Annotated in this window: 24 protein-coding genes; 20 read left to right on the top strand and 4 right to left on the bottom strand. The window is 61.3% G+C overall.

Annotated features, from left to right (window positions below; translation table 11 throughout):
• Positions 1–123 precede the first annotated feature (123 nt).
• From acpP to CRN80_RS30130, 9 genes are all read left to right on the top strand, one after another.
• Positions 124–360 (top strand): acyl carrier protein, encoded by a 237-nt coding sequence (gene acpP / locus CRN80_RS30170; protein WP_003175607.1) that lies wholly within the window; start codon positions 124–126, stop codon positions 358–360.
• A gap of 111 nt (positions 361–471) precedes the next feature.
• Positions 472–1716, top strand: coding sequence for a beta-ketoacyl-ACP synthase II (gene fabF / locus CRN80_RS30165; protein WP_098952525.1), 1245 nt, complete (start codon positions 472–474; stop codon positions 1714–1716).
• On the top strand, positions 1716–2531 hold the full coding sequence (gene pabC / locus CRN80_RS30160; protein WP_098952524.1) for an aminodeoxychorismate lyase: 816 nt from the start codon (positions 1716–1718) through the stop codon (positions 2529–2531). Before fabF ends, pabC begins: the two co-directional genes overlap by 1 nt.
• Position 2532: 1 nt before the next feature.
• Entirely contained in the window at positions 2533–3669 is a 1137-nt protein-coding gene (gene mltG, locus CRN80_RS30155) for an endolytic transglycosylase MltG (protein ID WP_098952522.1), read from the top strand.
• Positions 3670–3688: 19 nt separating this feature from the next.
• On the top strand, positions 3689–4321 hold the full coding sequence (tmk, locus tag CRN80_RS30150) for a dTMP kinase (RefSeq protein ID WP_098952521.1): 633 nt from the start codon (positions 3689–3691) through the stop codon (positions 4319–4321).
• A complete protein-coding gene (locus CRN80_RS30145; RefSeq protein ID WP_032893125.1) occupies positions 4314–5303 on the top strand; it encodes a DNA polymerase III subunit delta' in 990 nt (329 codons plus the stop codon). Before tmk ends, CRN80_RS30145 begins: the two co-directional genes overlap by 8 nt.
• A 62-nt stretch (positions 5304–5365) precedes the next feature.
• Positions 5366–6151, top strand: coding sequence for a TatD family hydrolase (locus tag CRN80_RS30140; protein ID WP_098952519.1), 786 nt, complete (start codon positions 5366–5368; stop codon positions 6149–6151).
• Positions 6152–6596: 445 nt separating this feature from the next.
• Positions 6597–7262, top strand: coding sequence for a TetR/AcrR family transcriptional regulator (locus CRN80_RS30135; RefSeq protein ID WP_003189287.1), 666 nt, complete (start codon positions 6597–6599; stop codon positions 7260–7262).
• 139 nt (positions 7263–7401) lie between these two features.
• On the top strand, positions 7402–8370 hold the full coding sequence (locus CRN80_RS30130) for a GTP 3',8-cyclase MoaA (protein ID WP_032893122.1): 969 nt from the start codon (positions 7402–7404) through the stop codon (positions 8368–8370).
• A gap of 531 nt (positions 8371–8901) precedes the next feature.
• On the opposite strand, the gene CRN80_RS30125 is transcribed toward CRN80_RS30130, so the two are convergent.
• Positions 8902–10377 (bottom strand): inorganic phosphate transporter, encoded by a 1476-nt coding sequence (locus CRN80_RS30125; protein ID WP_003189291.1) that lies wholly within the window; start codon positions 10375–10377, stop codon positions 8902–8904.
• Positions 10378–10709: 332 nt separating this feature from the next.
• Positions 10710–10910: a hypothetical protein gene (locus CRN80_RS30120; RefSeq protein ID WP_003189295.1), complete on the bottom strand. Its 201-nt coding sequence runs from the start codon at positions 10908–10910 to the stop codon at positions 10710–10712.
• Positions 10911–11461: 551 nt separating this feature from the next.
• Between CRN80_RS30120 and pcaR the strand changes: the two genes are divergently transcribed.
• The 11 genes from pcaR to pcaC all read left to right on the top strand — a co-directional run bounded on the left by pcaR (position 11462) and on the right by pcaC (position 22258).
• On the top strand, positions 11462–12304 hold the full coding sequence (pcaR, locus tag CRN80_RS30115; protein ID WP_003189296.1) for a pca regulon transcriptional regulator PcaR: 843 nt from the start codon (positions 11462–11464) through the stop codon (positions 12302–12304).
• Positions 12305–12449: 145 nt separating this feature from the next.
• Complete coding sequence (locus tag CRN80_RS30110) at positions 12450–13790, top strand: MFS transporter (RefSeq protein ID WP_098952518.1); 1341 nt, start codon at positions 12450–12452, stop codon at positions 13788–13790.
• A gap of 248 nt (positions 13791–14038) precedes the next feature.
• Positions 14039–14896, top strand: coding sequence for a CoA transferase subunit A (locus tag CRN80_RS30105; RefSeq protein ID WP_014717292.1), 858 nt, complete (start codon positions 14039–14041; stop codon positions 14894–14896).
• Positions 14896–15675: a CoA-transferase subunit beta gene (locus CRN80_RS30100; RefSeq protein WP_003189301.1), complete on the top strand. Its 780-nt coding sequence runs from the start codon at positions 14896–14898 to the stop codon at positions 15673–15675. Before CRN80_RS30105 ends, CRN80_RS30100 begins: the two co-directional genes overlap by 1 nt.
• The gene (pcaF, locus tag CRN80_RS30095; protein ID WP_169855585.1) at positions 15672–16874 is read left to right on the top strand and encodes a 3-oxoadipyl-CoA thiolase; all 1203 of its coding nucleotides are present in this window, start codon (positions 15672–15674) and stop codon (positions 16872–16874) included. Before CRN80_RS30100 ends, pcaF begins: the two co-directional genes overlap by 4 nt.
• A 21-nt stretch (positions 16875–16895) precedes the next feature.
• Positions 16896–17600 carry a protocatechuate 3,4-dioxygenase subunit beta gene (gene pcaH / locus CRN80_RS30090; RefSeq protein ID WP_032893118.1) on the top strand — a complete coding sequence of 235 codons (705 nt, stop codon included), beginning with the start codon at positions 16896–16898 and terminating at the stop codon, positions 17598–17600.
• Between the two features lies 1 nt (position 17601).
• The gene (gene pcaG / locus CRN80_RS30085) at positions 17602–18168 is read left to right on the top strand and encodes a protocatechuate 3,4-dioxygenase subunit alpha (protein ID WP_098952516.1); all 567 of its coding nucleotides are present in this window, start codon (positions 17602–17604) and stop codon (positions 18166–18168) included.
• Between the two features lie 211 nt (positions 18169–18379).
• Positions 18380–19675 carry an MFS family transporter gene (locus CRN80_RS30080; protein ID WP_003189310.1) on the top strand — a complete coding sequence of 432 codons (1296 nt, stop codon included), beginning with the start codon at positions 18380–18382 and terminating at the stop codon, positions 19673–19675.
• A gap of 10 nt (positions 19676–19685) precedes the next feature.
• Positions 19686–21050 (top strand): 3-carboxy-cis,cis-muconate cycloisomerase, encoded by a 1365-nt coding sequence (locus CRN80_RS30075; protein WP_098952514.1) that lies wholly within the window; start codon positions 19686–19688, stop codon positions 21048–21050.
• A 10-nt stretch (positions 21051–21060) separates the two neighbouring features.
• Positions 21061–21852 (top strand): 3-oxoadipate enol-lactonase, encoded by a 792-nt coding sequence (gene pcaD, locus CRN80_RS30070; RefSeq protein ID WP_098952513.1) that lies wholly within the window; start codon positions 21061–21063, stop codon positions 21850–21852.
• 10 nt (positions 21853–21862) lie between these two features.
• Positions 21863–22258, top strand: coding sequence for a 4-carboxymuconolactone decarboxylase (gene pcaC, locus CRN80_RS30065; protein WP_098952511.1), 396 nt, complete (start codon positions 21863–21865; stop codon positions 22256–22258).
• A gap of 131 nt (positions 22259–22389) precedes the next feature.
• Here pcaC and CRN80_RS30060 read toward each other — a convergent pair whose 3' ends face one another.
• Positions 22390–23289, bottom strand: a complete 900-nt coding sequence (locus tag CRN80_RS30060; protein WP_098952509.1) for a polysaccharide deacetylase family protein — start codon at positions 23287–23289, stop codon at positions 22390–22392.
• 82 nt (positions 23290–23371) lie between these two features.
• Positions 23372–24622: an OprD family porin gene (locus CRN80_RS30055; RefSeq protein WP_098952507.1), complete on the bottom strand. Its 1251-nt coding sequence runs from the start codon at positions 24620–24622 to the stop codon at positions 23372–23374.
• Between the last annotated feature and the right edge of the window lie 127 nt (positions 24623–24749).

Raw genomic sequence — 24749 nt, 5'->3', positions numbered from 1 at the left:
ATTTATAGGCAGGTGGTCGACCGGGTACAGGGTGAAGCTTTCAGTTGAAAAGCTGAAATGGCTTTCTATACACTTACCCACTGGCCAGCTGCCTGAATTTGTCCATTAGGAGTTAAACAAGGTATGAGCACCATCGAAGAGCGCGTCAAGAAAATCGTCGCCGAGCAACTGGGCGTTAAGGAAGAAGAAGTGGTCAACACTGCTTCCTTCGTAGAAGACCTGGGTGCCGATTCCCTTGACACCGTTGAGCTGGTGATGGCTCTGGAAGAGGAATTCGAGACCGAAATCCCGGACGAAGAAGCTGAAAAAATCACTACTGTTCAAGCTGCCATCGACTACGTTACTAGCCACCAGGCGTAATAGTTTGTAGTCGTCGCTTGCTATCAGGGAAAAACCGCACTGCTGTAACGGCGTGCGGTTTTTTCTTTAGCGGCGATGAAAAAGTGTCGTCATTAGAAAAAGGAGAGTGCTGTGTCGCGTAGACGCGTCGTAGTCACCGGTATGGGTATGTTGTCGCCACTGGGTACGGATGTGCCGAGCAGTTGGCAGGGCATTCTGGCTGGCCGCAGTGGTATTGGTCTGATCGAACATACGGACCTTTCTGCCTATTCCACCCGTTTTGGCGGCTCGGTAAAGGGCTTCAATGTCGAGGAATATCTCTCGATCAAAGAGTCCCGCAAGCTCGACCTGTTCATTCAGTACGGCCTGGCTGCCGGTTTTCAGGCAGTGCGTAACGCCGGCCTGGAAGTCACCGACGCCAACCGTGACCGCATCGGCGTGGCCATGGGTTCGGGTATTGGCGGTCTGACCAATATCGAAGAAACCAGCCGCACGCTGCATGAGACTGGCCCACGTCGAATTTCACCGTTCTTCGTACCGGGCTCGATCATCAATATGATTTCCGGCTTCCTGTCCATTCATCTGGGGGCACAGGGGCCTAACTACGCGATTTCAACGGCGTGCACCACAGGCACCCACTGCATCGGTATGGCGGCGCGCAACATTGCCTACGACGAAGCCGATGTGATGATCGCCGGCGGCGCCGAAATGGCGGCCTGTGGCCTGGGCATGGGCGGCTTCGGCGCGTCCCGTGCGCTGTCGACCCGCAATGACGAGCCGACCCGTGCCAGCCGTCCGTGGGACAAAGGCCGTGACGGCTTCGTGCTGTCCGACGGTGCCGGTGCGCTGGTGCTCGAAGAGTTGGAGCACGCCAAGGCGCGTGGTGCCACCATCTACGCCGAACTGATCGGGTTCGGCATGAGCGGTGACGCGTACCACATGACTTCACCGCCGTCCGACGGAGCGGGTGCTGCGCGTTGCATCACCAATGCCCTGCGCGATGCGAAGGTCAACCCCGACCAGGTGCAGTACATCAACGCCCATGGTACTTCGACCCCGACTGGCGACCGTGCGGAAGCCGAGGCCATCAAGTCGGTGTTCGGTGAGCATGCCTACAAGCTGGCGGTCAGCTCCACCAAGTCCATGACCGGCCACCTGTTGGGTGCGGCGGGCGCGGTCGAGGCGATCTTCAGTGTGATGGCAATCAGGGATCAGGTCGCTCCGCCGACCATCAACCTTGATGAGCCGGACGAAGGCTGCGACCTGAACTTCGTGCCCCACGAAGCGCAAGCCATGCCGATCGACGTGGCGATTTCCAACTCGTTCGGTTTCGGTGGCACCAACGGTTCCCTGGTGTTCCGCCGGTTCGCCGAGTGATGCACAGCTGGGTCGACGGTCAGCCAGCGGACAACGTGCCCCTGAAAGATCGCGGCCTGGCGTATGGCGATGGGGTATTCGAGACCATCGCCGTCAAGGCCGGGCAGCCGTTGCTGCTCGACCGTCACCTGCAACGCTTGGAAGAGGGTTGCAGGCGTTTGGCATTGGCGGTGGATCACGGGTTGATTCGCCACGAAGTGCTGACCTTCGCTGCCGGCCTTGGCGACGGTATTCTCAAATTGATCCTTACCCGTGGCGACAGCTTGCGCGGTTATGGCATCAACCCTGGCGCACCGGTGCGCCGCATCTTGCAGGGCAGTGCGCCCGCTGTTTACCCACCCACTCATGAAGTCGAAGGCGTGCGCCTGTTTGCGTGTGCCACTCGTTTGGCGCAGCAGCCGCTGCTGGCCGGTATCAAGCACCTCAATCGTTTGGAGCAGGTGATCGCGCGTGCCGAGTGGCAAGATACCGAACATGCCGAAGGCCTCATGCTGGACATGTCTGGTCGGGTGATCGAAGGGATATTCAGCAATCTTTTCCTGGTGCGCAATGGCTTGTTACTAACCGCTGATCTGAGCCGTTGTGGCGTTGCCGGCGTGATGCGCGCCGAAGTGCTGGCCCAGGCACAAGCGCTGGGCGTCCCGGTGGCCGTGGCCGACATCAGTGTGGAGCAGTTGCAACAGGCCGATGAAGTCTTCGTTTGCAACAGCGTATATGGCATTTGGCCGGTGCGTGGCTGCGCTGCGATGAGCTGGCCGGTTGGGCCACTCACCCGTAAACTGCAGGGCATTGTTCGCGCGCTATTGGATATTTGAGTTGATACGAAAACTGGTGTTACTGCTGCAGATCAGCCTGGTCTCGGCGGCGTTGCTCGTGGGCTTTTCGGCCTGGAAACTCGACTCTGCCCTCAAGCAGCCCCTGAAGCTGCCTCAGGAGCAGTTGCTCGACGTACCCGCTGGCGCGACGCCGACGGGCACCTTCAATCGTCTGGAAGCCGACGGCGTGCTCGACGATGCCTTTTGGCTGCGTCTGTACTGGCGCTTCAACCTCGAAGGCCAGCCGCTGCACAGCGGCGAGTACCGCATGAGCCCGGGCCTTACCGCCGAGGGTTTGATCGGCCTGTGGCAGCGCGGCGAAGTGGTGCAGTACAGCCTGACCTTGGTGGAGGGCTGGAATTTCCGTCAGGTGCGCACCGCCCTGGCCAAGCATGAAAAGATCGTGCAGACCCTGGCGGGCCTGACGGACAGCGAAGTGATGGATAAGCTCGGCCACCCAGGTGTGTTTCCTGAAGGGCGGTTCTTCCCCGACACCTACCGTTTTGTCCGCGGCATGACCGATGTCGAATTCCTGAAAAAGGCCTACAACCGCCTGGACGATGTACTCGCCCAGGAGTGGAGCAAGCGTGCCGCCGACGCGCCCTACACCGACCCTTACCAGGCGTTGATCATGGCGTCCCTGGTGGAAAAGGAGACCGGTGTGCCCCAGGAGCGCGGGCAGATTGCCGGTGTGTTTGTGCGTCGCCTGAAGATCGGTATGCTGCTGCAGACCGACCCCACCGTGATCTACGGCCTGGGTGAGCGCTACAACGGTAAATTGACCCGTGCCCACCTCAAGGAAGCCAACCCCTACAACACCTACATGGTCGCCGGCCTGCCGCCTACGCCCATCGCGATGGTCGGCCGCGAGGCGATTCATGCCGCGCTGAACCCGGTGCCGGGCAGCAGCCTGTATTTCGTCGCCCGTGGCGATGGCAGCCATATATTCTCGGATAACCTGGATGCGCATAATGCTGCCGTGCGTGAGTTCCAGCTCAAGCGCCGTGCCGATTACCGTTCCAGCCCGGCGCCGGTGGTGAAACCGCTGGAAGATTCGGCACCTTCCAGCGATGCACCTGCCCCCGACGCACCGATCGAGCCCGCGCCGGACACTACCGCGCCGCAAAGCCCGCAATGACTCTGACTAAGGACTGCCTGTGACTGGCTTGTTTATTACCCTGGAAGGCCCGGAAGGCGCCGGCAAAAGCACTAACCGTGACTACCTGGCCGAGCGCCTGCGGGCGCAGGGAATCGAGGTGGTGCTGACCCGGGAGCCGGGCGGTACGCCGTTGGCCGAGCGCATTCGCGAAGTCCTGCTGGCTACGGGTGACGAGTCGATGAACCCGGACACCGAATTGCTCCTGGTATTTGCGGCCCGTGCCCAGCACCTGGCCGAAGTGATTCGCCCGGCCCTGGCGCGGGGTGCCGTGGTGATCTGCGACCGGTTTACCGATTCCACCTACGCCTATCAGGGCGGGGGCCGGGGTTTGTCCCTGGAGCGCATCGCCACCCTGGAAACTTTCGTGCAAGGCGATCTGCGCCCCGACCTGACCCTGTTGTTCGACCTGCCGGTGGAAGTGGGCATGGCCCGCGCCAGTGCGCGGGGCCGCCTGGACCGTTTCGAGCTGGAAGGCCAGGCCTTTTTTGATGCGGTGCGCAGTGCTTTCCTGCAGCGCGCCAAGGCTGAGCCCGCACGTTATTACCTGTTGGACGCCGCCCAGCCGCTGAACCAGGTGCAGCAGGCTATCGACGCGCTGTTGCCCGCCCTGTTGGAGCGTAGCCGTGGCTGAGTCCTACCCGTGGCAGGACGGCCTCTGGCAGCAACTGGCGGGGCGCGCACAGCACGCCCACGCCTATCTGCTGCATGGGCCGGTGGGCATCGGTAAGCGCCATCTAGCCGAACGCCTGATGGGCAGCCTGTTGTGCCAACGCCCGGTCAATCTGGAGGCGTGTGGCGAGTGCAAGTCCTGCCTGTTGCTCAAGGCTGGCAGTCACCCGGACAACTATGTGCTGGAACCCGAGGAAGCGGACAAGGCCATCAAGGTCGACCAGGTGCGCGACCTGGTCAGCTTCGTGGTGCAGACCGCGCAGATGGGCGGGCGCAAAGTGGTGCTGATCGAGCCGGTCGAGGCGATGAACATCAACGCGGCCAACGCCTTGCTCAAAAGCCTTGAAGAGCCGTCCGGCGATACCGTGCTGTTGCTGGTGAGCCACCAATCCAGCCGGTTGTTGCCGACTATTCGCAGCCGTTGCGTGCAGCAGGCTTGCCCGTTGCCCAGCGAGGCCATGAGCCTGCAATGGCTGGCGCAGGCCTTGCCGGAATGCAGCGCAGAAGAACGCGGCGAGTTGTTGACCCTGGCGGCCGGTTCGCCCTTGGCAGCGGTGAAGTTGCAGGCCCAGGGCGTGCGCGAACAGCGTGCACTGGTCGTGGATGGCGTGAAGAAGCTGCTCAAGCAGGAACTGTCCGCCACGCAACTGGCCGAAAGCGCCTGGAAGGACATTCCGCTGTTGCTGCTGTTCGACTGGTTCTGCGACTGGTCCAGCCTGATCCTGCGCTACCAGCTTACCCAGGATGAGAGCGGCCTGGGCCTGGCGGATATGCGCAAGGTCGTGCAATACCTGGCGCAAAAAAGTGCCCAGGACAAAGTGCTGAACATCCAGGACTGGATCCTCGCCCAGCGCCAGAAAGTCCTCGGCAAGGCCAACCTCAACCGCGTGCTGTTGCTCGAGGCATTGCTGGTGCAGTGGGTAGGCCTGCTCGGGCGCCGTTAAATTCCGTGGCCGACGGGTGTATCGTTGGCCCTACCTCTTTTGTGACTTAAGCCCTGATTCCTATGCTCGTAGATTCCCATTGCCACCTTGATCGCCTCGACCTTGCCCAGCACGGCGGCTCCCTCGACGCCGCCCTTGAAGCGGCCCGCCAGCGTGGGGTAGGGCACTTCCTGTGCATTGGCGTCAGCGCCGATAACGCCGCCGACGTCAGAGCCCTGGCTGATCGCTACGCCGACGTCGATTGCTCGGTGGGCATCCACCCGCTGGACCTCAAGCCTGGCGAAGCCCCGGCGCTCGATTGGTTACTGGGTGAACTCAACCACCCGCGGGTCGTGGCCATTGGCGAAACCGGCCTGGACTACCACTACGAGCCTGAAGCTGCCGAGTTGCAGCAGGCCTCGTTCCGCCTGCACCTGCAAGCCGCCCAGCAGACGGGCAAGCCGGTGATCGTCCACACCCGAGGCGCCCGTGCCGATACCCTGGCCTTGCTGCGTGAAGCCGCGTTGCCGCAGGCTGGTGTGCTGCATTGCTTTACCGAAGACTGGGACATGGCCAAGGCCGCTCTGGACCTGGGGTTCTATATTTCCCTGTCGGGCATCGTCACCTTCCGCAATGCCGACGCGCTACGCGATGTGGCCCGTCAGGTGCCCGCCGACCGCCTGCTGGTGGAAACCGACTCGCCGTACCTGGCCCCCATCCCCCATCGCGGCAAGCCGAACCTGCCCGAATATGTACGTGACGTGGCTGATTACCTGGCGATGCTGCGCGGTGAGCCTTACGAGCGTTTTGCCGAGCAGACCACTGAAAACTTCAAGCGCCTGTTCCCGCTGGCCCACGTAGCCGGTTAGAGCGGCTGAATCGCAGGCAAAAAAAACCCGGGTTCTGGGGGGTGAATCCGGGCTAAGACCATTAGGAGTAAAACAAGGGCACGCAGTCCGTCGGTACCCAGGTCGACGCGTCACTTGGGGGAGATGTCGCGCCGACAGTTGAAGTATTGACCACTATCCCATTCAGTCCAGTCGCGATTGATCGTTTTTTAAACAGATTTGGAATACGCCGCCTTCGCTTGAGTTCTCATTGCGCTGATGGGCAGGTTCAGGTGTTGCGTATTATTTCTGACTGATAACGGCGAAATCGTTGGCGCATTGAAAGTTATGTGCCTGACGGGTTCACATAGACATTGCCCAACGACCGTTCAGTCGGGATAATCCCTCGCATCGGGTAAATCGTATCGCCACGTATCCATGGCGCTGCGCAACCCTCCCTATTTCCGACCTTTGCAGACTCTTCCTCATGCACAAAGAACCCCGTAAGGTCCGTGAGTTTCGCCGCCGTGAGCAGGAAATTCTCGACACCGCGCTCAAGCTGTTCCTCGAACAAGGTGAAGACAGCGTCACCGTCGAGATGATTGCGGATGCCGTGGGTATCGGCAAAGGCACGATCTACAAACACTTCAAGTCCAAGGCCGAAATCTACCTGCGCCTGATGCTCGACTACGAGCGCGATTTGAACGAGTTGCTGCACTCGGCCGATGTCGACAAAGACAAGGAAGCCCTTTCCCGCGCTTACTTCGAGTTCCGCATGCGTGACCCGCAGCGCTATCGCCTGTTCGACCGCCTGGAAGAAAAGGTGGTCAAAGGTCACCAAGTGCCGGAGATGGTCGAGGAACTGCACAAGATCCGCGCCTCGAACTTCGAACGCCTGACCCTGTTGATCAAGGGCCGTATCAGCGAAGGCAAGCTTGAAGACGTGCCACCGTATTTCCACTACTGCGCCGCCTGGGCCTTGGTGCATGGCGCCGTGGCGCTGTACCACTCGCCGTTCTGGAGCAATGTGCTGGAAGACCAGGAAGGTTTCTTCCAATTCCTGATGGACATCGGCGTGCGCATGGGCAACAAGCGCAAGCACAGCCCGGAACTGCCGGGCGCCGAGAAGAGCGGCGAAACCCCTGCCACGTAAGTCATTCGCCACTGTGATGGCGCAATGATTTACTGCCAGGCGCAGTAACCCAGGAATATACTCAGGCAAGGACCTTGCTAAAAGCTGAGTTATGAGTCAGCTTTTAGCGCGCCCGAATTATCCTCTGCCGGAGTGATCCATGATCGTTGATCGTCAAGGCAGGCGTTTTCGCAATTTGCGGATCAGCCTGACTTCAGCCTGCAATTATGCGTGTACCTATTGCGTGCCCGACGGCAAGCGGCTGGTGGCTGCCCAGGATGAACTGTCGGCCGAAGCCATGGCCCGAGGCGTGGCGTACCTGATCGAAGCGGCGGGTATCGAGCGCTTGCGCATTACTGGCGGTGAGCCGTTGGTCAGCCCCAAGCTGGAAGCCTTCATGGGCGCGGTAGGGCAGATGGGCCTGAGCGACATCAGCCTGACCACCAACGGCCAACTGCTGGCGCGCAAACTGCCGTTGCTGGTGGCTGCCGGCATTCGGCGCATCAATGTCTCCCTCGACACGCTGGATGCCGAAGCTTTCCGCAGCATCGCCCGTGGCGGCGACCTGGCCACCGTGCTCGATGGCATGGATCAGGCCAGTGCTGCCGGGATCAAGATCAAGGTCAACATGGTGCCGTTGCGCGGCCAGAACCTGGACCAGGTGATGCCGCTGCTCGATTACTGCCTGGAGCGTGGCTACGAGCTGCGCTTTATCGAACTGATGCGCATGGGGCACCTGGCCAAAGACTCCAACGCCTTCCTGCAACAGTTCGTCAGTTTGCAACAGCTGCTCAGCTTGATCGGCGAACAACATGAATACCTGCAAGCCAACGCGCCCGTCGATGCGACAGCGGTACGTTATGAAGTGCCGGGCAAGGGCTTCTTCGGCGTGATCGCCAACGAGAGCGTACCGTTCTGCCGCACCTGTTCGCGGTTGCGATTATCCTCCACCGGTTGGCTGCATGGGTGCCTGTCGTCCAGCAATCGCCATTATGTCGGTGACTTGCTCGATCAACCGCGTCACCAGGCGTTGCCGGCGTTGCAGGGCTTGTTGATGAAAGCCTTGGCTGACAAGCAGGAAGTGGCGTTTTCCGGCGGTGCCACGATCATGAAGATCATCGGCGGCTGATGCCGTTTTAATTCGGTTGCACATCAGTGGTAGGAGCTGGCTTGCCTGCGATGCTTATAGATCCTTGCAACTTTCAAGGTTATAGCCACCGACGGTAACCACGATGCGAAGCGAGCCGCTCTTGATCTGCTTTTGATCTTGATCTCAGGCGCCCCGTCAAACCACGCTGGCGGATTACGGGCACACCGAGCCTAAGCGATGTGCCGAGTGGTGGGGCAAGAGCCTTTTGCTTACTTTTGGCTGGGCCGGCATTCCGGCTCTTTTCAAAAGTGAGCCGCCGTTGGGCGGAATCCTAAGTGGCCGTTACCGCAACAATGGATATGTACTCGGTATAACAGTGTCGACTGTCAGGGCGTCTTCGCAGGCAAGCCAGCTCCCATAGTTTGATCGCGGGGCGTCAGGTAGATAGGCGTCGGCTGTCCGGTCGCCACGGGGGCAAGATGCCTTGCCACAGGTGGGCTACGGTGCGCTTGGAACATAAAAAAAGGTGCGGCCCTCGCGGATCGCACCTTTTTTATTGCCGGCTGGCTATCAGTTGCCCAATGCCTTGGACGCCAACCAGAACAACCCGGCCGAGAGGCCTACGGTCGCTGGCAAGGTCAATACCCAAGCCATCAGGATGGTCTTGACCGTGCCACCTTGCAGGCCGCTCTTGTTGGCAACCATCGTGCCCGCCACGCCAGAAGACAGGACGTGAGTGGTGGACACTGGCAGGGCGAAGATATTGGCAAAGCCGATCATGGTGGCCGTGGTGATTTGCGCCGACATGCCCTGGGCATAGGTCATGCCTTGCTTGCCGATCTTCTCACCGATGGTGAGCACCACGCGCTTCCAGCCCACCATGGTGCCCAGGCCCAGGGCCAGTGCGACCGCGAGGATCACCCAGAACGGGGCGTACTCGGTGGTGGCGGTCAGGTCTTTGCGCAGCTTGTCGAGGTCGGACTTCTCACGGGAGTCCAGGCCTGGCAGCTTGCCGACTTTCTTCGCGGTGTCATCCAGGCAGAGCAGGTAACGACGCACTTCGATGCGGTGGTCGGCGGTCAGCGAGTGGTAGTCCGAGACGCCCTTGAGGGTGCCCAGCAGCGCGTTGATCGTCGGTTCGGTCTGCTGCGGGTTGCAGCGGAACTTGCCCGGCAGATCATCCTTCACGCTTTTGCCCAGGGCCAGGAACTCACCGAGGGTCTCGTGGTTGCGCTGGTAGAACTGGTTCAGGTGCAGGGTGGCGTCGCGGGTACGTTCGATCTGGTAGGTGGTGCTGCCCAGGTCCAATACGAACTGCGCCGGCACGATACCAATGAGCACCAGCATGATCAGGCCGATGCCTTTCTGGCCATCGTTGGAGCCGTGCACGAAGCTCACAGCCATGGCCGAAATCACCAGCACCAGGCGGTTCCAGAACGGCGGGTGCTTTTTGTCGTCAAGCTTGCGGCGCTGGTCTGGGGTCTTGTGCATCTTCGACAGCGGGCGCCACCACTTCAGGCCGATCAGCACCAGGGCGGCGACCAGGAAGCCCGCCATCGGCGAGAACACCAGCGACGCGCCGATATCCACGGCCTTCTGCCAGTTCACACCGTCAGCCAGGGGGATGTCGTTGATCAACGCGTTGGCCAGGCCGACACCGAGGATCGAGCCGATCAGGGTGTGGGAGCTGGAGGCGGGGATACCGAAGTACCAGGTGCCCAGGTTCCAGGTGATTGCCGCCGCCAACAACGAGAAGACCATTGCCAGGCCATGGCCGGTGTTCACATTGATCAGCAACTCCACCGGCAGCAAGTGCACGATGGCGTAGGCGACACCGACACCACCGAGCAATACGCCGAGGAAATTGAACACCCCGGAGAAGAACACGGCCAAGTGTGGCGGCATGGCTTTGGTATAGATGACTGTGGCCACCGCGTTAGCGGTGTCATGAAAGCCATTGATGAACTCGAAGGCGAGGACAAAGGCCAGGGCGAGCAACAGGCTCACGAGAACCCAAGCATCCAGTCCGCTGAATAAATCGATCATGAAGGTTTTCTGACCCGGTCGTAAGGGGGCGCGATTATGCCAGAAAACATCAGTAATCGATGCATTAGCTGCTCATCGGTAACAATCTTCCTGGAAAAAAATGCGGCAAGACGCACGCATCCCAGGGTTTTCGGGGCTTTGGCAAGTCTTTGATTTATAAAGCGCAGGCCGCAGAAAGCGGGCTTTTGTCATGAAAATGCCATGCCTGAAACATTTGTATGAAATTTCGTAGGTGGATGTAGGTTACTGACCAGCGGACGCTAAAGCAGGTGCCCTCTGCCAGTACTGCACCGGCAGAGACAGCACGACCCTTGAAGCTCGAACCGAAGCGCTTATGGCTCCTCGGTCTTGAGTTCCTGCTCGATCTTTTGGATTTCCTGGGCAAATGCCTGGTCCAGCAGGCTGGCACGTTTACGCCATGGCTTGCGTTCCGGCTCGGGTTGCGCGGCGTAGGTGGTGACTTCCCCGCCGTAGACATCCTTGTAACGTTGCTCCTGGCGCTCAAGTTCCGCGCGCAGTTCATCTTTCGTCACAGTATTACCTAATTGAGTTGAGTTTATTGATTGCGCAGCGTCATGCCTGAAAGTCGTGCTCGGGCGATGCCAAATAAAACAGTCGAACCGTTCAAGTTGGTACACGGGCCTGAGGGCCGTTCTTTTAAGCGAGTACTTGTGACCGGCGCTGCCTGAAGCCTGCAATGCCTGGTGAGCTCCACTCCCGATGGTGATACCGGGCTGACCTCTGCACAGGTTGCATTATAGCGGCGCATTTGAATAACACTATCATCATGAAGTTAAAAAGCGTCAACGACGTGTTTGGAGTTTGTTACATACCGCCGCATTATTTGTGAACACCGTCATCTTCATGTCTGTATTCATTCTGTTGGCAGGGTAAGTGTAGGCACTTTGCAGGGGCATCAGGCAAATCTGAAACGTGAGCGGGTGGGGCTGCGCCAAATTGCGATAATCGCATGATCGTCCGATAATCGCCCAATGTTGCCGCCGCTGGCTTGTGCGGTGCGACCGGCACGGCTTGTAATAGCCGCCAACCCTCCCGTGGTGATAACAAGAGAAGGCCCTTTGAAATGAACGATCAATTGCGCAACTCCTTTGCATCAGTGGCGCCGCCGATCGTGGCTTCACCGGCCAAGCGTATCCAGGCGTTCACCGGTGATCCGGATTTCATGACGTCCCTGGCCCGTGGCCTGGCCGTGGTGCAGGCATTTCAGGAGCGCAAGCGTCACCTGACCATCGCCCAGATCAGCCACCGCACGGAAATTCCCCGCGCTGCGGTGCGCCGTTGCCTGCATACCTTGATCAAGCTCGGCTACGCCACCACGGACGGGCGTACCTATTCGTTGTTGCCCAAAGTGCTGACCCTCGGTCATGCCTATCTGTCGTCCACACCGCTGGCTGTCTCGGCCCAGCCTTATCTGGACCGCATGAGCGAGCAACTGCATGAAGCCTGCAACATGGCGACCCTGGAAGGCGATGACATTCTCTATATCGCCCGCTCCGCCACCACCCAGCGCCTGATCTCGGTTGACCTGTCGGTAGGCGGGCGCTTGCCTGCGTATTGCACGTCCATGGGCCGCATTCTGCTGGCCGCCCTCGACGATGCCTCGCTGCAGGATTACCTCGACCATGCCGACCTGCAAACCAAGACCAGCCGCACCCTGACCACGCCGCAAGCGTTATTTGAATGCCTGCAACAGGTGCGTCAGCAGGGCTGGTGCATCGTCGACCAGGAACTGGAGCAGGGCCTGCGTTCCATCGCGGTGCCGGTGTATGACGCGTCTGGCCAGGTGTTGGCCGCGCTGAATGTCAGCACCCACGCCGGCCGGGTCAGCCGCAGCGAGTTGGAGCAGCGCTTTTTGCCGAGCATGCTCAGCGCCAGCCGTGAGCTGAGTGCGCAACTGTTTGCCTAAGCTGTTCGGTGACCGCACAGATCCCGGCTCGCTCGATTGACGGTGTTTCCCTTGGCTTATTAATGTGCGGCAGCGCTCTGAGGAGCTGCCCAATAAGAACGACGGCCCCAGGCCGTCAGCCCGCCATCGGTGTGGAATAAAAATAATGAATCAGCCTTCTGTCGGTACCACCTTGGACGTACAGTCCTTTATCAACACCCAGCCACTTTCGCGCTATCAGTGGCGCGTCGTGATCCTGTGTTTCCTGATTGTCTTTCTCGACGGCCTCGACACGGCCGCCATGGGCTTTATCGCGCCCGCGCTGTCCCAGGACTGGGGCATCGACCGCGCCAGCCTCGGCCCGGTGATGAGCGCCGCGTTGATCGGCATGGTGTTTGGCGCCCTCGGTTCCGGCCCGCTGGCCGACCGTTTTGGCCGCAAAGTCGTGCTGGTCGGCGCGGTGTTGGTGTTTGGTGCGTTCAGCCTGGCGTCGGCCTACAGCACCAATGTCGACCAGTTGCTGGTACTGCGCTTTCTCACCGGGCTAGGCCTGGGCGCCGGCATGCCGAATGCCACCACCTTGCTCTCTGAATACACCCCCGAGCGGCATAAATCCTTGTTGGTGACCAGCATGTTCTGTGGCTTCAACCTGGGCATGGCCGGCGGTGGGTTTATATCGGCCAAGCTGATCCCCGCGTTCGGCTGGCACAGCCTGTTGCTGATCGGCGGTATCCTGCCGTTGATCCTGGCGGTGGTGCTGTTGGTTTGGCTGCCGGAGTCGGCGCGTTACCTGGTGGTGCGCAATCGCGGCACCGACAAGGTGCGCAAGACCCTGGCCCCTATCGAGCCAAGCATCGTCGCCCTGGCCACTCACTTCAGCGTGCCGGAGCAAAAAACCGTCAAGGCCCGCAATGTGTTCGCGGTGATTTTCTCGGGCACCTACAGCGCTGGCACTTTGCTGTTGTGGCTCACGTATTTCATGGGCCTGGTGATCGTTTACCTGCTGACCAGTTGGCTCCCGACCTTGATGCGCGACAGTGGCGCGAGCATGGAGCAGGCCGCGTTTATCGGCGCGCTGTTCCAATTTGGTGGGGTGCTGAGCGCGGTGGGCGTGGGCTGGGCGATGGACCGGTTCAACCCGCACAAAGTGATCGGCACTTTCTATCTGCTGGCCGGGGTGTTTGCCTACGCGGTGGGGCAGAGCCTGGGCAACATCACGCTGTTGGCCACCCTGGTGCTGGTCGCCGGGATGTGCGTCAACGGTGCGCAATCGGCGATGCCGTCCCTGGCGGCACGTTTCTATCCTACTCAGGGCCGTGCCACCGGGGTGTCGTGGATGCTCGGCATCGGCCGCTTCGGCGCGATCCTGGGGGCGTGGATGGGCGCTACCTTGCTGGGCCTGGGCTGGAACTTCGAGCAGGTGCTCACGGCGCTGGTGATTCCGGCGGCATTGGCCACGACAGCGGTGGTGATCAAGGGCATGGTCAGCCATGCCGATGCCACCTGAAACCGATCACTACCCCTGTGGGAGCTGGCTTGCCTGCGATAGCGGTGTTGAATCCACAGGTGCCATCGCAGGTAAGCCAGCTCCCACATTGCCCCTGTTCTTGCAGATGATTAGTTAAGTAACAATCGGTTCGATAATCGAACACTCAGTCGATTATCGGATTGTTTGGCCCATTTCCCCGGCTTAATCTTCAAGCACTTCGGCGCCACCTCAGCGCCTTTTTCGATCAACACCGGGAGCCCAACCCCATGGCTGAAATCCTCACCCTGCGTGATGCGGTCAAGCGCTTCGTGAACGACGGCGATACCGTCGCCCTCGAAGGCTTCACCCACCTGATCCCTACGGCCGCAGGCCATGAAATCATTCGTCAGGGCAAGAAAGACCTGACACTGGTGCGCATGACGCCTGACCTGATCTACGACCAGTTGATCGGTGCCGGCTGTGCACGCAAGTTGATTTTCTCCTGGGGCGGCAACCCGGGTGTGGGTTCCCTGCATCGCCTGCGTGACGCGGTAGAGAAACAATGGCCGCAAGCGCTGGAGATCGAAGAGCACAGCCACGCCGACCTGGCCAATGCCTACGTTGCCGGTGCCTCCGGCCTGCCGTTCGCCGTGTTGCGTGCCTACGCAGGTTCCGACTTGCCCAAGGTCAACCCGCTGATCAAGACCGTCACCTGCCCCTTCACCGGCGAAGTGCTGGCGGCGGTGCCATCGGTGCGCCCGGACATCACCGTGATTCACGCGCAGAAAGCCGACCGCAAAGGCAACGTGCTGCTCTGGGGCATTCTGGGGGTGCAAAAGGAAGCGGCGCTGGCGGCCAAGCGCTGCATTGTCACCGTCGAGGAAATCGTCGACGACCTGAATGCGCCGATGAACAGCTGCGTGCTGCCGACCTGGGCGCTGACAGCGGTGTGCCACGTACCCGGTGGTGCGCATCCGTCCTACGCGCACGGCTACAACGAGCGGGATAACCGCTTCTACCAGGCGTGGGACCCGATTGCCCGTGACCGTGGGACCTTTACCGCCTGGATCGACGAATACATCCATGGCACTGCCGACTTCAGTGAATTCCAGGCCAAGCTGGCCGCCGCGCAGGAGGCTAAGTAATGGCTTACTCCACCAATGAAATGATGACCGTCGCCGCCGCACGCCGCCTCAAGAACGGCTCGGTGTGCTTCGTCGGCATCGGCCTGCCATCGAAGGCCGCCAACCTGGCGCGCCTGACATCGTCGCCGGATGTGGTGCTGATCTACGAGTCGGGCCCGATTGGGGCCAAGCCCAGCGTATTGCCGCTGTCCATCGGTGATGGCGAGCTGGCGGAGACCGCCGACACAGTGGTGCCCACCGGTGAGATCTTTCGCTACTGGCTGCAGGGCGGGCGTATTGATGTCGGTTTTCTCGGCGCGGCCCAGGTCGACCGTTTCGGCAATATCAACACCACCGTGGTCGGTGATTATCACCAGCCCAAAGTGCGTTTGCCGGGTGCCGGTGGCGCGCCGGAAATCGCCGGTTCCGCCAAGAGCGTGCTGATCATTCTGAAGCAGTCGTCCCGTTCGTTCGTCGACAAACTCGATTTCATCACCTCTGTGGGGCACGGCGAAGGTGGCGACTCACGCAAGCGTCTGGGCCTGCCCGGCGCCGGCCCGGTGGGCATCATTACCGACCTGTGCATCATGGAACCGGAGGAGGGCAGCCATGAGTTCGTGGTCACTGCGCTGCATCCTGGCGTGACCCGCGAGCAAGTGGTCGCCGCCACCGGCTGGGCGATTCGCTTTGCCGACCAGGTGAGCACCACCGCTGAACCCACCGAGACCGAACTGACCGCCCTGCGTGACCTCGAAGCGCGCACGGCCGCTGCCCACGGCCAAGCACCGGGAGAAGCCTGATGCGCGAGGTTTATATCTGTGATGCCATTCGCACGCCTATCGGCCGTTTCGGCGGTGGCCTGTCCACGGTGCGTGCCGACGACCTGGCGGCGCTGCCGATCAAGGCGTTGATCGAGCGCAACCCGTCGGTGGACTGGAGCGCCGTGGACGAAGTCTTCCTCGGCTGCGCCAACCAGGCCGGTGAAGATAACCGCAACGTGGCACGCATGGCGTTGCTGCTGGCGGGGCTGCCGGAAAGTATTCCTGGTGTGACCCTCAACCGCCTGTGCGCCTCGGGCATGGATGCCATCGGCACCGCCTTTCGTGCGATTGCCAGCGGTGAAATGGAGCTGGCGATTGCCGGTGGCGTCGAGTCGATGTCCCGCGCACCGTTTGTGATGGGCAAGGCCGACGCGGCGTTCTCGCGCAACATGAAGTTGGAAGACACCACCATTGGCTGGCGCTTTATCAACCCGCTGATGAAGGCCCAGTACGGCGTGGATGCCATGCCGCAGACCGCCGATAACGTGGCCGATGACTACCAGGTTTCCCGCGCCGACCAGGACGCTTTCGCCCTGCGCAGCCAGCAACGCACCGCCGCCGCCCAGGCCGCCGGGTTCTTTGCCGAAGAAATCGTACCGGTGCGGGTCGCCCATAAAAAAGGCGAAACCCTGGTGGAACACGATGAACACCCACGGGACACCACCCTGGAAGCCTTGGCCAAGCTCAAGCCGGTCAACGGCGCAGACAAGACCGTCACCGCCGGCAATGCCTCGGGCGTCAACGACGGCGCCGCCGCGCTGATCCTCGCCAGCGCCGAGGCCGTCAAGCAACACGGCCTCACCGCCCGCGCCCGTGTGCTGGGCATGGCCAGTGCCGGTGTCGCCCCGCGGGTGATGGGCATCGGCCCGGTGCCGGCGGTACGCAAGCTGGTGGAGCGCCTGGGGTTGGCGGTCACTGACTTTGACGTGATCGAACTCAACGAAGCCTTCGCCAGCCAAGGCCTGGCGGTGCTGCGCGAACTGGGCATTGCCGACGATGCGCCGCAGGTCAACCCGAACGGCGGCGCCATTGCCCTCGGCCATCCCCTGGGGATGAGTGGTGCGCGGTTGGTGCTGACGGCCCTGCACCAATTGGAAAAAACCGGCGGCCGCAAAGGCCTGGCGACCATGTGCGTGGGCGTCGGCCAAGGCCTGGCCCTGGCGATTGAACGCGTCTGATAACTAAAAGAGGATTGCTCCATGAGTGACAAGCCCGGTTACCGGCGCCCGCAAGCGGGCACCCAACCTGATTACCTGCACCCGGCCTACCAGTCGACGAACCTGCGTTCGCCGTCCCAGCCTTTGGTGTTCCTGCCCCATTCCTTGTCGGAAATCACCGGCCCGACCATCGGCGCCGAACGTATCAACGACAAGGACAACGACCTGACGGCCCAGCATGACGGCGAGCCGCAAGGCGAGCGCATCATCATCCATGGCCGTGTGCTGGACGAAAACGGCCTGCCGGTGCCGGGCATTCTTGTGGAGATCTGGCAGGCCAATGCCGCCGGCCGCTACAACCACAAGCGTGACCTGCACGATGCGCCGCTGGACCCGAATTTCACCGGCACCGGGCGCACCGTCACCGACGCCGACGGCTGGTACCAGTTCCAGACCATAAAACCCGGCGCCTACCCGTGGGGCAACCACCACAACGCCTGGCGCCCGGCGCATATCCACTTTTCGCTGTTTGGCCCCAGTGTGCTGACGCGCTTGGTGACGCAAATGTATTTCCCGGGCGACCCGTTGCTGGAGTACGACCCGATCTACAACTGCGTGCCGGACACCAGCGCCAAGCAACGCTTGATCGCCAGTTTCGACCTGGAAAAAACCATTCCTTCCTATGCCCTCGGTTACCGTTGGGACATCGTCCTGCGCGGCCGCGACGCCACGCCGATGGAGAAATGAGATGACACTCAACGCGACCACGTCCCACACCGTCGGGCCGTATTACCACATTGGCCTGACCTGGCTGAACCGTGAAGACCTGACCGTCACCGCCACCCTTGGCGAACGGGTGGCGATCAGCGGGCAAGTGGTGGACGGCAACGGTGATGTCGTCAACGACGCCATGCTGGAAGTCTGGCAGGCCAACGCCGCCGGCAAATATGCCCACCCCGAAGACGAGCAGGACAAAGCGCTCGACCCGAACTTCGAAGGCTTCGGCCGCGTGCCGGTGGATGCCGAAGGGCGTTTTCGCTTTACCACCATCAAGCCGGGCAGTGTGCCGGGGCTCAAGGGCACCACCCAGGCGCCGCACTTGGTGGTGCTGGTGTTTGCCCGTGGGTTGGTGAAGCACTTGCTGACGCGGATTTATTTTGACGGTGAGGCCTTGAACGGCGATGACCCGTTGCTGGCGTGTGTACCGGCGGAACGTCGTAGCACCCTGATTGCCAAGGCGGATGCGGACGGGGTTTATCAGTGGAATGTGATTTTGCAGGGAACAGATAAGGAAACGGTGTTCTTCGACTACTGAGTTGACGATCGTTCCCACGCTCTGCGTGGTAATGCATCCCGTGACGCTGCGCGTCACCCACGAACGGCAGGACGCGGAGCGTCCCATGCGGCATTCCCACGCAGAGCGTGGGAACGATCATCCAGGCTCCACCTATCCAAAAGTCTGCTTGCGGAACAGGGTTGTTGCAAAGTATGTCTAGGCTATAACCGTTCCCACTGAGTAAAAAAACATGACAACAAAAACCAGCCACTACACCGGAGAAGAACGCAGCAAACGGATCTTTGCGATTGTCGGTGCGTCCTCCGGCAACCTGGTCGAATGGTTCGACTTCTACGTCTATGCCTTTTGCGCGATTTATTTTGCCCCGGCGTTTTTCCCCTCGGATGACCCTACGGTGCAGTTGCTCAACACCGCCGGTGTGTTTGCCGCCGGGTTCCTGATGCGCCCGATTGGCGGCTGGTTGTTTGGCCGGGTGGCCGACAAGCACGGGCGTAAGAACTCGATGATGATCTCGGTGCTGATGATGTGCGGCGGTTCCCTGGTCATCGCCTTCCTGCCCACCTATAACGACATCGGTGCCTGGGCCCCGGCGTTGCTGTTGGTGGCGCGACTGTTCCAGGGCTTGTCGGTGGGCGGCGAGTACGGCACCACGGCCACCTACATGAGTGAAGTCGCGCTCAAGGGCCAGCGTGGCTTCTTCGCCTCGTTCCAGTACGTGACCCTGATCGGCGGCCAGTTGCTGGCGGTGCTGGTGGTGGTGATCCTGCAACAGGTCCTCACCGAAGAAGAACTGCGCGCCTGGGGCTGGCGCATTCCGTTTGTGATCGGTGCCATAGCTGCCGTGATCTCCCTGCTGCTGCGTCGGACCCTCAAAGAAACCACCAGCAAGGAAATGCGCGAAGACAAGGACGCCGGCAGTATCGTCGCGCTGTTTCGCGACCACGGCAAAGCCTTCATCACGGTGCTGGGCTACACCGCCGGCGGCTCGCTGATTTTCTACACCTTCACCACCTACATGCAGAAGTACCTGGTGAACACCGTGGGCATGCACGCCAAGACCTCGAGCTACATCATGACCGGCGCGCTGTTTCTGTACATGTGCATGCAGCCGTTGTTCGGCATGTTGGCCGACAAGATTGGCCGGCGTAATTCGATGCTCTGGTTTGCTGGCCTTGGCACGCTGTTCACGGTGCCGATCCTGCTGACTTTGAAAACCGTGACCAGCCCGTTTCTGGCCTTTGTGCTGATCACCCTGGCCTTGGCGATTGTCAGCTTCTACACCTCCATCAGCGGCCTGGTCAAAGCGGAGATGTTCCCGCCCCAGGTGCGTGCCTTGGGCGTGGGCCTGGCGTATGCGGTGGCTAACGCGGTGTTTGGTGGTTCGGCAGAAGTGGTTGCGCTGAGCCTCAAATCCATCGGTATGGAAAACACCTTTTATTGGTACGTCACCGCGATGATGGCGGTGGCGTTCCTGTTCAGCTTGCGCCTGCCGAAACAGGCGGCGTACCTGCATCACGATCTGTAAGGGATGAGTTATGACGTTGCGCACGAGCAATCAACTGTTCGACGCTTATTTCACCGCTGACAGCATGGCCGAGGTGTTCTGTGACCAAGGGCGCTTGCAGGGCATGCTGGATTTCGAAGCCGCACTGGCCCGGGCGCAGGCGCGGGTCGGGTTGATTCCCCAGGCCGCCGTCGCACCGATTGCCCAGGCGTGCCTGGCGTCGCTGTATGACGTGGATGCCCTTGGCAGCGCAATTGCCACGGCGGGCAACTCAGCGATTCCATTGGTGAAGGCGTTGGGCAAGTTGATCGCCAGTGAAGACGCCGACGCCGAGCGTTATGTGCACCTGGGCGCAACCAGCCAGGACGTGATGGACACTGGCCTGGTGCTGCAACTGCGCCGTGGCGTGGAACTGATCGAGGCCGACCTGGCTCGCCTGGGGGATGTGTTGGCCGCCCAGGCCCAGCGATATGCCAGCGTGCCGTTGGCCGGGCGCACCTGGTTGCAGCACGCGACGCCGGTCACCCTGGGAATGAAAATCGCCGGTTGGCTGGGCGCGGTGACGCGCAGTCGCCAGCGCCTGGCCGAATTGAAGCCGCGCCTGCTGGTGCTGCAATTTGGCGGCGCATCAGGCACGTTGGCGGCGCTCGGCGAACACGCCATGCCGGTGGCCGAAGCCTTGGCCGCCGAGTTGCAACTGGGTTTGCCGGAACAACCCTGGCACACCCAGCGTGACCGTCTGGTGGAGTTTGCCAGCCTGCTAGGCCTGATCGTCGGCAGCCTCGGCAAATTGGGCCGCGATATCAGCCTGTTGATGCAGACCGAAGCGGCGGAGGTGTTCGAGCCTTCGGCGCCGGGCAAGGGCGGTTCGTCCACGATGCCGCACAAGCGCAATCCAGTGGGCGCCGCGGTGCTGATCAGCGCAGCCACCCGTGTACCGGGCCTGGTGGCAACGATGTTCAGCGCCATGCCTCAAGAGCACGAACGCAGCCTGGGCTTGTGGCACGCCGAATGGGAAACCTTGCCGGAGATTTGCCGCTTGGTGTCCGGTGCCTTGCACCAGGCAATTCTGGTCAGTGAAGGGCTGGAGGTGAATGCCGAACGTATGGCACACAACCTCGACCTGACTCAGGGCCTGGTACTGGCCGAAGCGGTGAGTATCGTGCTCGCCCAACGCTTGGGCCGCGACACCGCGCACCATCTGCTGGAACAGTGCTGCAAACGTGCGGTCGCCGAGCAGCGCCATTTGCGTGCGGTGCTGGCGGATGAACCGCAGGTCACCGCCGAGCTGTCGGCGGCTGAACTGGACCGCCTGCTCGACCCGGCCCACTACCTGGGCCAGGCGTCCACCTGGGTTACGCGTGCAGTGACCGAACATTTTGCTTTGACTGCCTGAGGAGAACGCTGTGGCTTTTGTACAACTCGCCGAGGGCGAACTGCATTACCAACTCGAGGGGCCTGCCGACGCACCGGTATTGGTGCTGTCCAATTCCCTGGGTACCGACCTGCATATGTGGGATATCCAGATTCCGGCCTTTACCGAGCATTTTCGTGTGCTGCGCTTTGACACCCGCGGCCACGGCCAATCCCTGGTGACCGAGGGGCCTTACAGCATCGAGCAACTGGGTGCAGACGTGATCGCCCTGCTGGATGCGCTGGACATCCAGAAGGCGCATTTTTGCGGGCTGTCCATGGGCGGCTTGATTGGCCAATGGCTGGGCATTCATGCCGGCGAGCGTCTGCAACGCCTGGTGGTGTGTAACACCGCGGCCAAGATCGGCACGCCCGAGGTATGGAACCCGCGTATCGAAATGGTCCTGCGTGATGGCGCAGATGCGATGGTAGCGCTGCGCGATGCGTCGATTGCGCGCTGGTTCACCGCAGATTACGCCGCCGCCCACCCGCACCAGGCCAAGCAGATCACCGACATGCTCGCGGCCACGTCGCCCGAGGGCTATGCCGCCAACTGCGGCGCCGTGCGCGATGCAGATTTTCGTGAGCAACTGGCGTCGATCAAGGTGCCGACCCTGGTGATTGCCGGCACCGAAGACGCGGTGACGCCGCCAGCCGGTGGCCACTTTATCCAGAGTAATGTGCAGGGCGCCGAGTATGCCGAGTTCCATGCGGCGCACCTGTCCAATGTGCAAGCCGGTGCCGCGTTCAGCGACCGGGTGATCGAATTTTTGCTGGCCCGCTGAGGAGCTGTTTGTGGACGAAAAACAACGTTACGCCGAGGGCCTGCAGGTACGCCGCGAAGTACTGGGCGATGCCCATGTCGATCGCAGCCTCAATGCCCTTACCGAGTTCAACAGCGAGTTCCAGGAAATGATCACCCGCCACGCCTGGGGTGACATCTGGACCCGCCCGGGTCTGCCTCGGCATACCCGCAGCCTGATCACCATCGCGATGCTGATCGGCATGAACCGCAGTGAAGAACTGAAACTGCACCTGCGTGCTGCCGCCAGCAACGGCGTAACCCGCGCCGAGATCAAGGAAGTGCTGATGCAGAGTGCGATCTACTGCGGGATCCCGGCAGCGAATGCGACGTTTCACCTGGCGGAGTCAGTGTGGGATGAGTTGGGCGTGGAGTCTCGCGAGCCCTGAGCTGGAATACGATCTAAATGTGGGAGCGGGCTTGCTCGCGAATACGGTGGGTCAGCTACACATCTGTGGACTGACCCATCGCATTCGCGAGCAAGCCCGCTCCCACAGGGGATCTGCACCTGACTCAGGTATCAGTGGGAATCAGCATCCCACAGCCAATTCCACACCCCCGGCAGATGCACCGGCTCGTTCACAGCCTTGACCGTACGGGCCAGCGCTGCACGTTCCAGCGCGGCATGGTCGGTATAGAACGGCTCTGCCGCGGTCTTCAATCCGTTGACCCGCGCGCTGTCCATCAGGATCTGCAAGTACTCCTGCATATGCCGCGCGGTGTAGCGGTTGATGTCATGGAAGGTCACCACAACCGGTATCACGCCCTCCACCGTCGGCAGCTCACCCACGGCAATACGCTCGCGCACCACCGACAATTGTCGATACAGGTTGGCCCGCCGACGCGGGCTGGCGTTGAAACCCCAGATCTTGCCGTCATTGGCACTCAAATCCGTCAACAGTACCTGCATGCCGTGGCGTTGGTAGGCGGCGAAGGTACGCTTGTCGTAGTTCCAGAAGGGCGGACGCACCAGTACGGGGGGAGCGCCCGTGATGGCGGCAATGTCCGCAGCACCTTCGGTAAGGGTGTGTTCCAGGGTGGCATCGTTCAGCCAGCGATGGTTGGTGTGAAACGCCGTGGCGGTGTGGAAGGCCAGTACATGGCCAGCGGCGAATTCACGCTCCATGGTCTTGCGCCCCCGGGAACTGCCGCCTGAGCGAGCGGCCTCGGTCTGCAGGAAAAACACCGCCTTGATCCCCGGCAGCACCGGGTTATTGGCCAGGTCGGCCACTACCGAGCGGCTCGGGTTGTTGTAGCCGGAGGCGCTAGGGCCGTCATCGAAGGTCAGCAAAAAGCGGATAGGCGCCTGGGTTTGCAGGCGCTGTTCGGTTTGAGGCGTCAGGGCGATGGGCGCGTTGATACAGCCCCCCAGGCTCAAGGCCAGGGCAAACAGTGCGATTGCTGTAGCGAAGGATTTCATGCCGTGCAGGGCCCGAGTAAAGGCCGCTGCTGGGGGGATCAGCAGCGGCAGGCGCGCACCATACAGTAAGTGCTATACCGGGTTACAGCAGACTGATCGGATAGCTGACGATCAACCGGTTCTCATCGAACTCGTTGTTACTGTAATCCCTGCGCATGCTCGAATTGCGCCAGCGCACGTTGAGGTTTTTCAGCGTGCCGCTCTGCACTGTGTAGCCCACTTCGGTCTCGCGGCCCCACTCCTTGCCGTCGGTGATAGTGCCGGTGTGCACGTTGCTGCCGCTGATATAGCGGTTCATCAACGTCAGGCCCGGTACGCCGAGGGCGGCGAAGTTGTAGTCGTGGCGAACCTGCCAGGATTTTTCCTGTGCGTTGTCGTAGCTGGAGTTGTAGCTGTCGTTGGCCAGGGTGCCGCCGCTGGTGCCGTTGACGCGCATCCAGGCGCTGTCGCCGGTGAGTTTTTGCAGGCCGACGTAGAAGGTGTTGCCACCGTACCTGGCCGAAAACAGGCCGGACCAGGTTTTGTTGTCCAGGTCGCCGGCGCGGGCACTGCCGTCGTCCTTGCCGTAGAAAAAGCCCAGGTTGGCGCCCAGGGTCCAGTCGCCCACAGGCTGGCTGTGGATCAGATTGACGAACTGCTGGCTGTAGATGTCCTTGAGCTGGGCATTCCACACGCCGATTTGGGTGCGTTTGTCGTTGAATGCGTATTCGGCGCCCTGGAAGTTGAAGCGGTCGGAGGTGAAGGCGGTTTTGCCGACCATCGACATGTCGCTCATGCTGCCGTCGTCCCGCGGGCTGTTGGCGCGGAACTGGCCGCCATAGAGGGTCAGGCCGTCGATTTCCTTGGAGGTTATCTGCCCGCCACGCAGGGTTTGCGGCAGGGAGCGGCCATCGTCGGAGCGCAGGATCGGCAGCACCGGCATCCATTCGCCCACCTTCAGCTCGGTCTTGGAAAAGCGCGCCTTGAATGCCACGCCCAGCCGGCCAAACTCATCGGCTGGCCGGCCGTCATGGTCCAGCGGCAGCAACTGCGTGCCGCCCGTGCCACGGCCGCCATCGAGCTTGAGCGAGTACAAGCCCAGCACGTCCACACCAAAACCGACTGTGCCCTGGGTGAAACCGGACTTGGCGTCGAGGATGAAACTTTGTGTCCACTCCTGCGCGCCACCCTGGGCTTTGGTCGGGTTGGTGAAGTTGCGGTTGAAGAAGAAGTTACGCAGGTTGAGGTTGGCGCTGGCGTCTTCGAGAAAGCCGTGCTCCTGGGCGAAAACGGGCAGGGCAGAACTGGCGACAGCAGCCGCCAGCAGCAGCTGGCGCGGTTGGAAAGTGCTCATGGTGTGGACCTGTTGTTATTGGGTTTATGCAGGTGACGGCCATGGTGCGCGGCGGTGCGGGGGCGATGAAAGTGGGGGAGGGCGGGTTGTGGGCGATGATCGAACGTAACTTGTGAGGGCAATAACG

Source organism: Pseudomonas sp. FDAARGOS_380 (assembly GCF_002591235.1).
Taxonomy (GTDB): Bacteria; Pseudomonadota; Gammaproteobacteria; order Pseudomonadales; family Pseudomonadaceae; genus Aquipseudomonas; species Aquipseudomonas salmasensis.
Note: the sequence above shows the minus strand (reverse complement) of the source record. Positions and strands in the feature narration are given on the sequence as shown.

Excerpts from the sequence above, each read along its gene's own strand:
- acpP (WP_003175607.1), top strand. The coding sequence starts at position 124 with ATGAGCACCATCGAAGAGCGCGTCAAGAAAATCGTCGCCGAGCAACTG.
- pabC (WP_098952524.1), top strand. The coding sequence starts at position 1,716 with ATGCACAGCTGGGTCGACGGTCAGCCAGCGGACAACGTGCCCCTGAAA.
- CRN80_RS30140 (WP_098952519.1), top strand. The coding sequence starts at position 5,366 with ATGCTCGTAGATTCCCATTGCCACCTTGATCGCCTCGACCTTGCCCAG.
- CRN80_RS30135 (WP_003189287.1), top strand. The coding sequence starts at position 6,597 with ATGCACAAAGAACCCCGTAAGGTCCGTGAGTTTCGCCGCCGTGAGCAG.
- CRN80_RS30130 (WP_032893122.1), top strand. The coding sequence starts at position 7,402 with ATGATCGTTGATCGTCAAGGCAGGCGTTTTCGCAATTTGCGGATCAGC.
- CRN80_RS30125 (WP_003189291.1), bottom strand. The coding sequence starts at position 10,377 with ATGATCGATTTATTCAGCGGACTGGATGCTTGGGTTCTCGTGAGCCTG.
- pcaR (WP_003189296.1), top strand. The coding sequence starts at position 11,462 with ATGAACGATCAATTGCGCAACTCCTTTGCATCAGTGGCGCCGCCGATC.
- CRN80_RS30110 (WP_098952518.1), top strand. The coding sequence starts at position 12,450 with ATGAATCAGCCTTCTGTCGGTACCACCTTGGACGTACAGTCCTTTATC.
- CRN80_RS30105 (WP_014717292.1), top strand. The coding sequence starts at position 14,039 with ATGGCTGAAATCCTCACCCTGCGTGATGCGGTCAAGCGCTTCGTGAAC.
- CRN80_RS30100 (WP_003189301.1), top strand. The coding sequence starts at position 14,896 with ATGGCTTACTCCACCAATGAAATGATGACCGTCGCCGCCGCACGCCGC.
- pcaH (WP_032893118.1), top strand. The coding sequence starts at position 16,896 with ATGAGTGACAAGCCCGGTTACCGGCGCCCGCAAGCGGGCACCCAACCT.
- pcaG (WP_098952516.1), top strand. The coding sequence starts at position 17,602 with ATGACACTCAACGCGACCACGTCCCACACCGTCGGGCCGTATTACCAC.
- CRN80_RS30080 (WP_003189310.1), top strand. The coding sequence starts at position 18,380 with ATGACAACAAAAACCAGCCACTACACCGGAGAAGAACGCAGCAAACGG.
- CRN80_RS30075 (WP_098952514.1), top strand. The coding sequence starts at position 19,686 with ATGACGTTGCGCACGAGCAATCAACTGTTCGACGCTTATTTCACCGCT.
- CRN80_RS30060 (WP_098952509.1), bottom strand. The coding sequence starts at position 23,289 with ATGAAATCCTTCGCTACAGCAATCGCACTGTTTGCCCTGGCCTTGAGC.
- CRN80_RS30055 (WP_098952507.1), bottom strand. The coding sequence starts at position 24,622 with ATGAGCACTTTCCAACCGCGCCAGCTGCTGCTGGCGGCTGCTGTCGCC.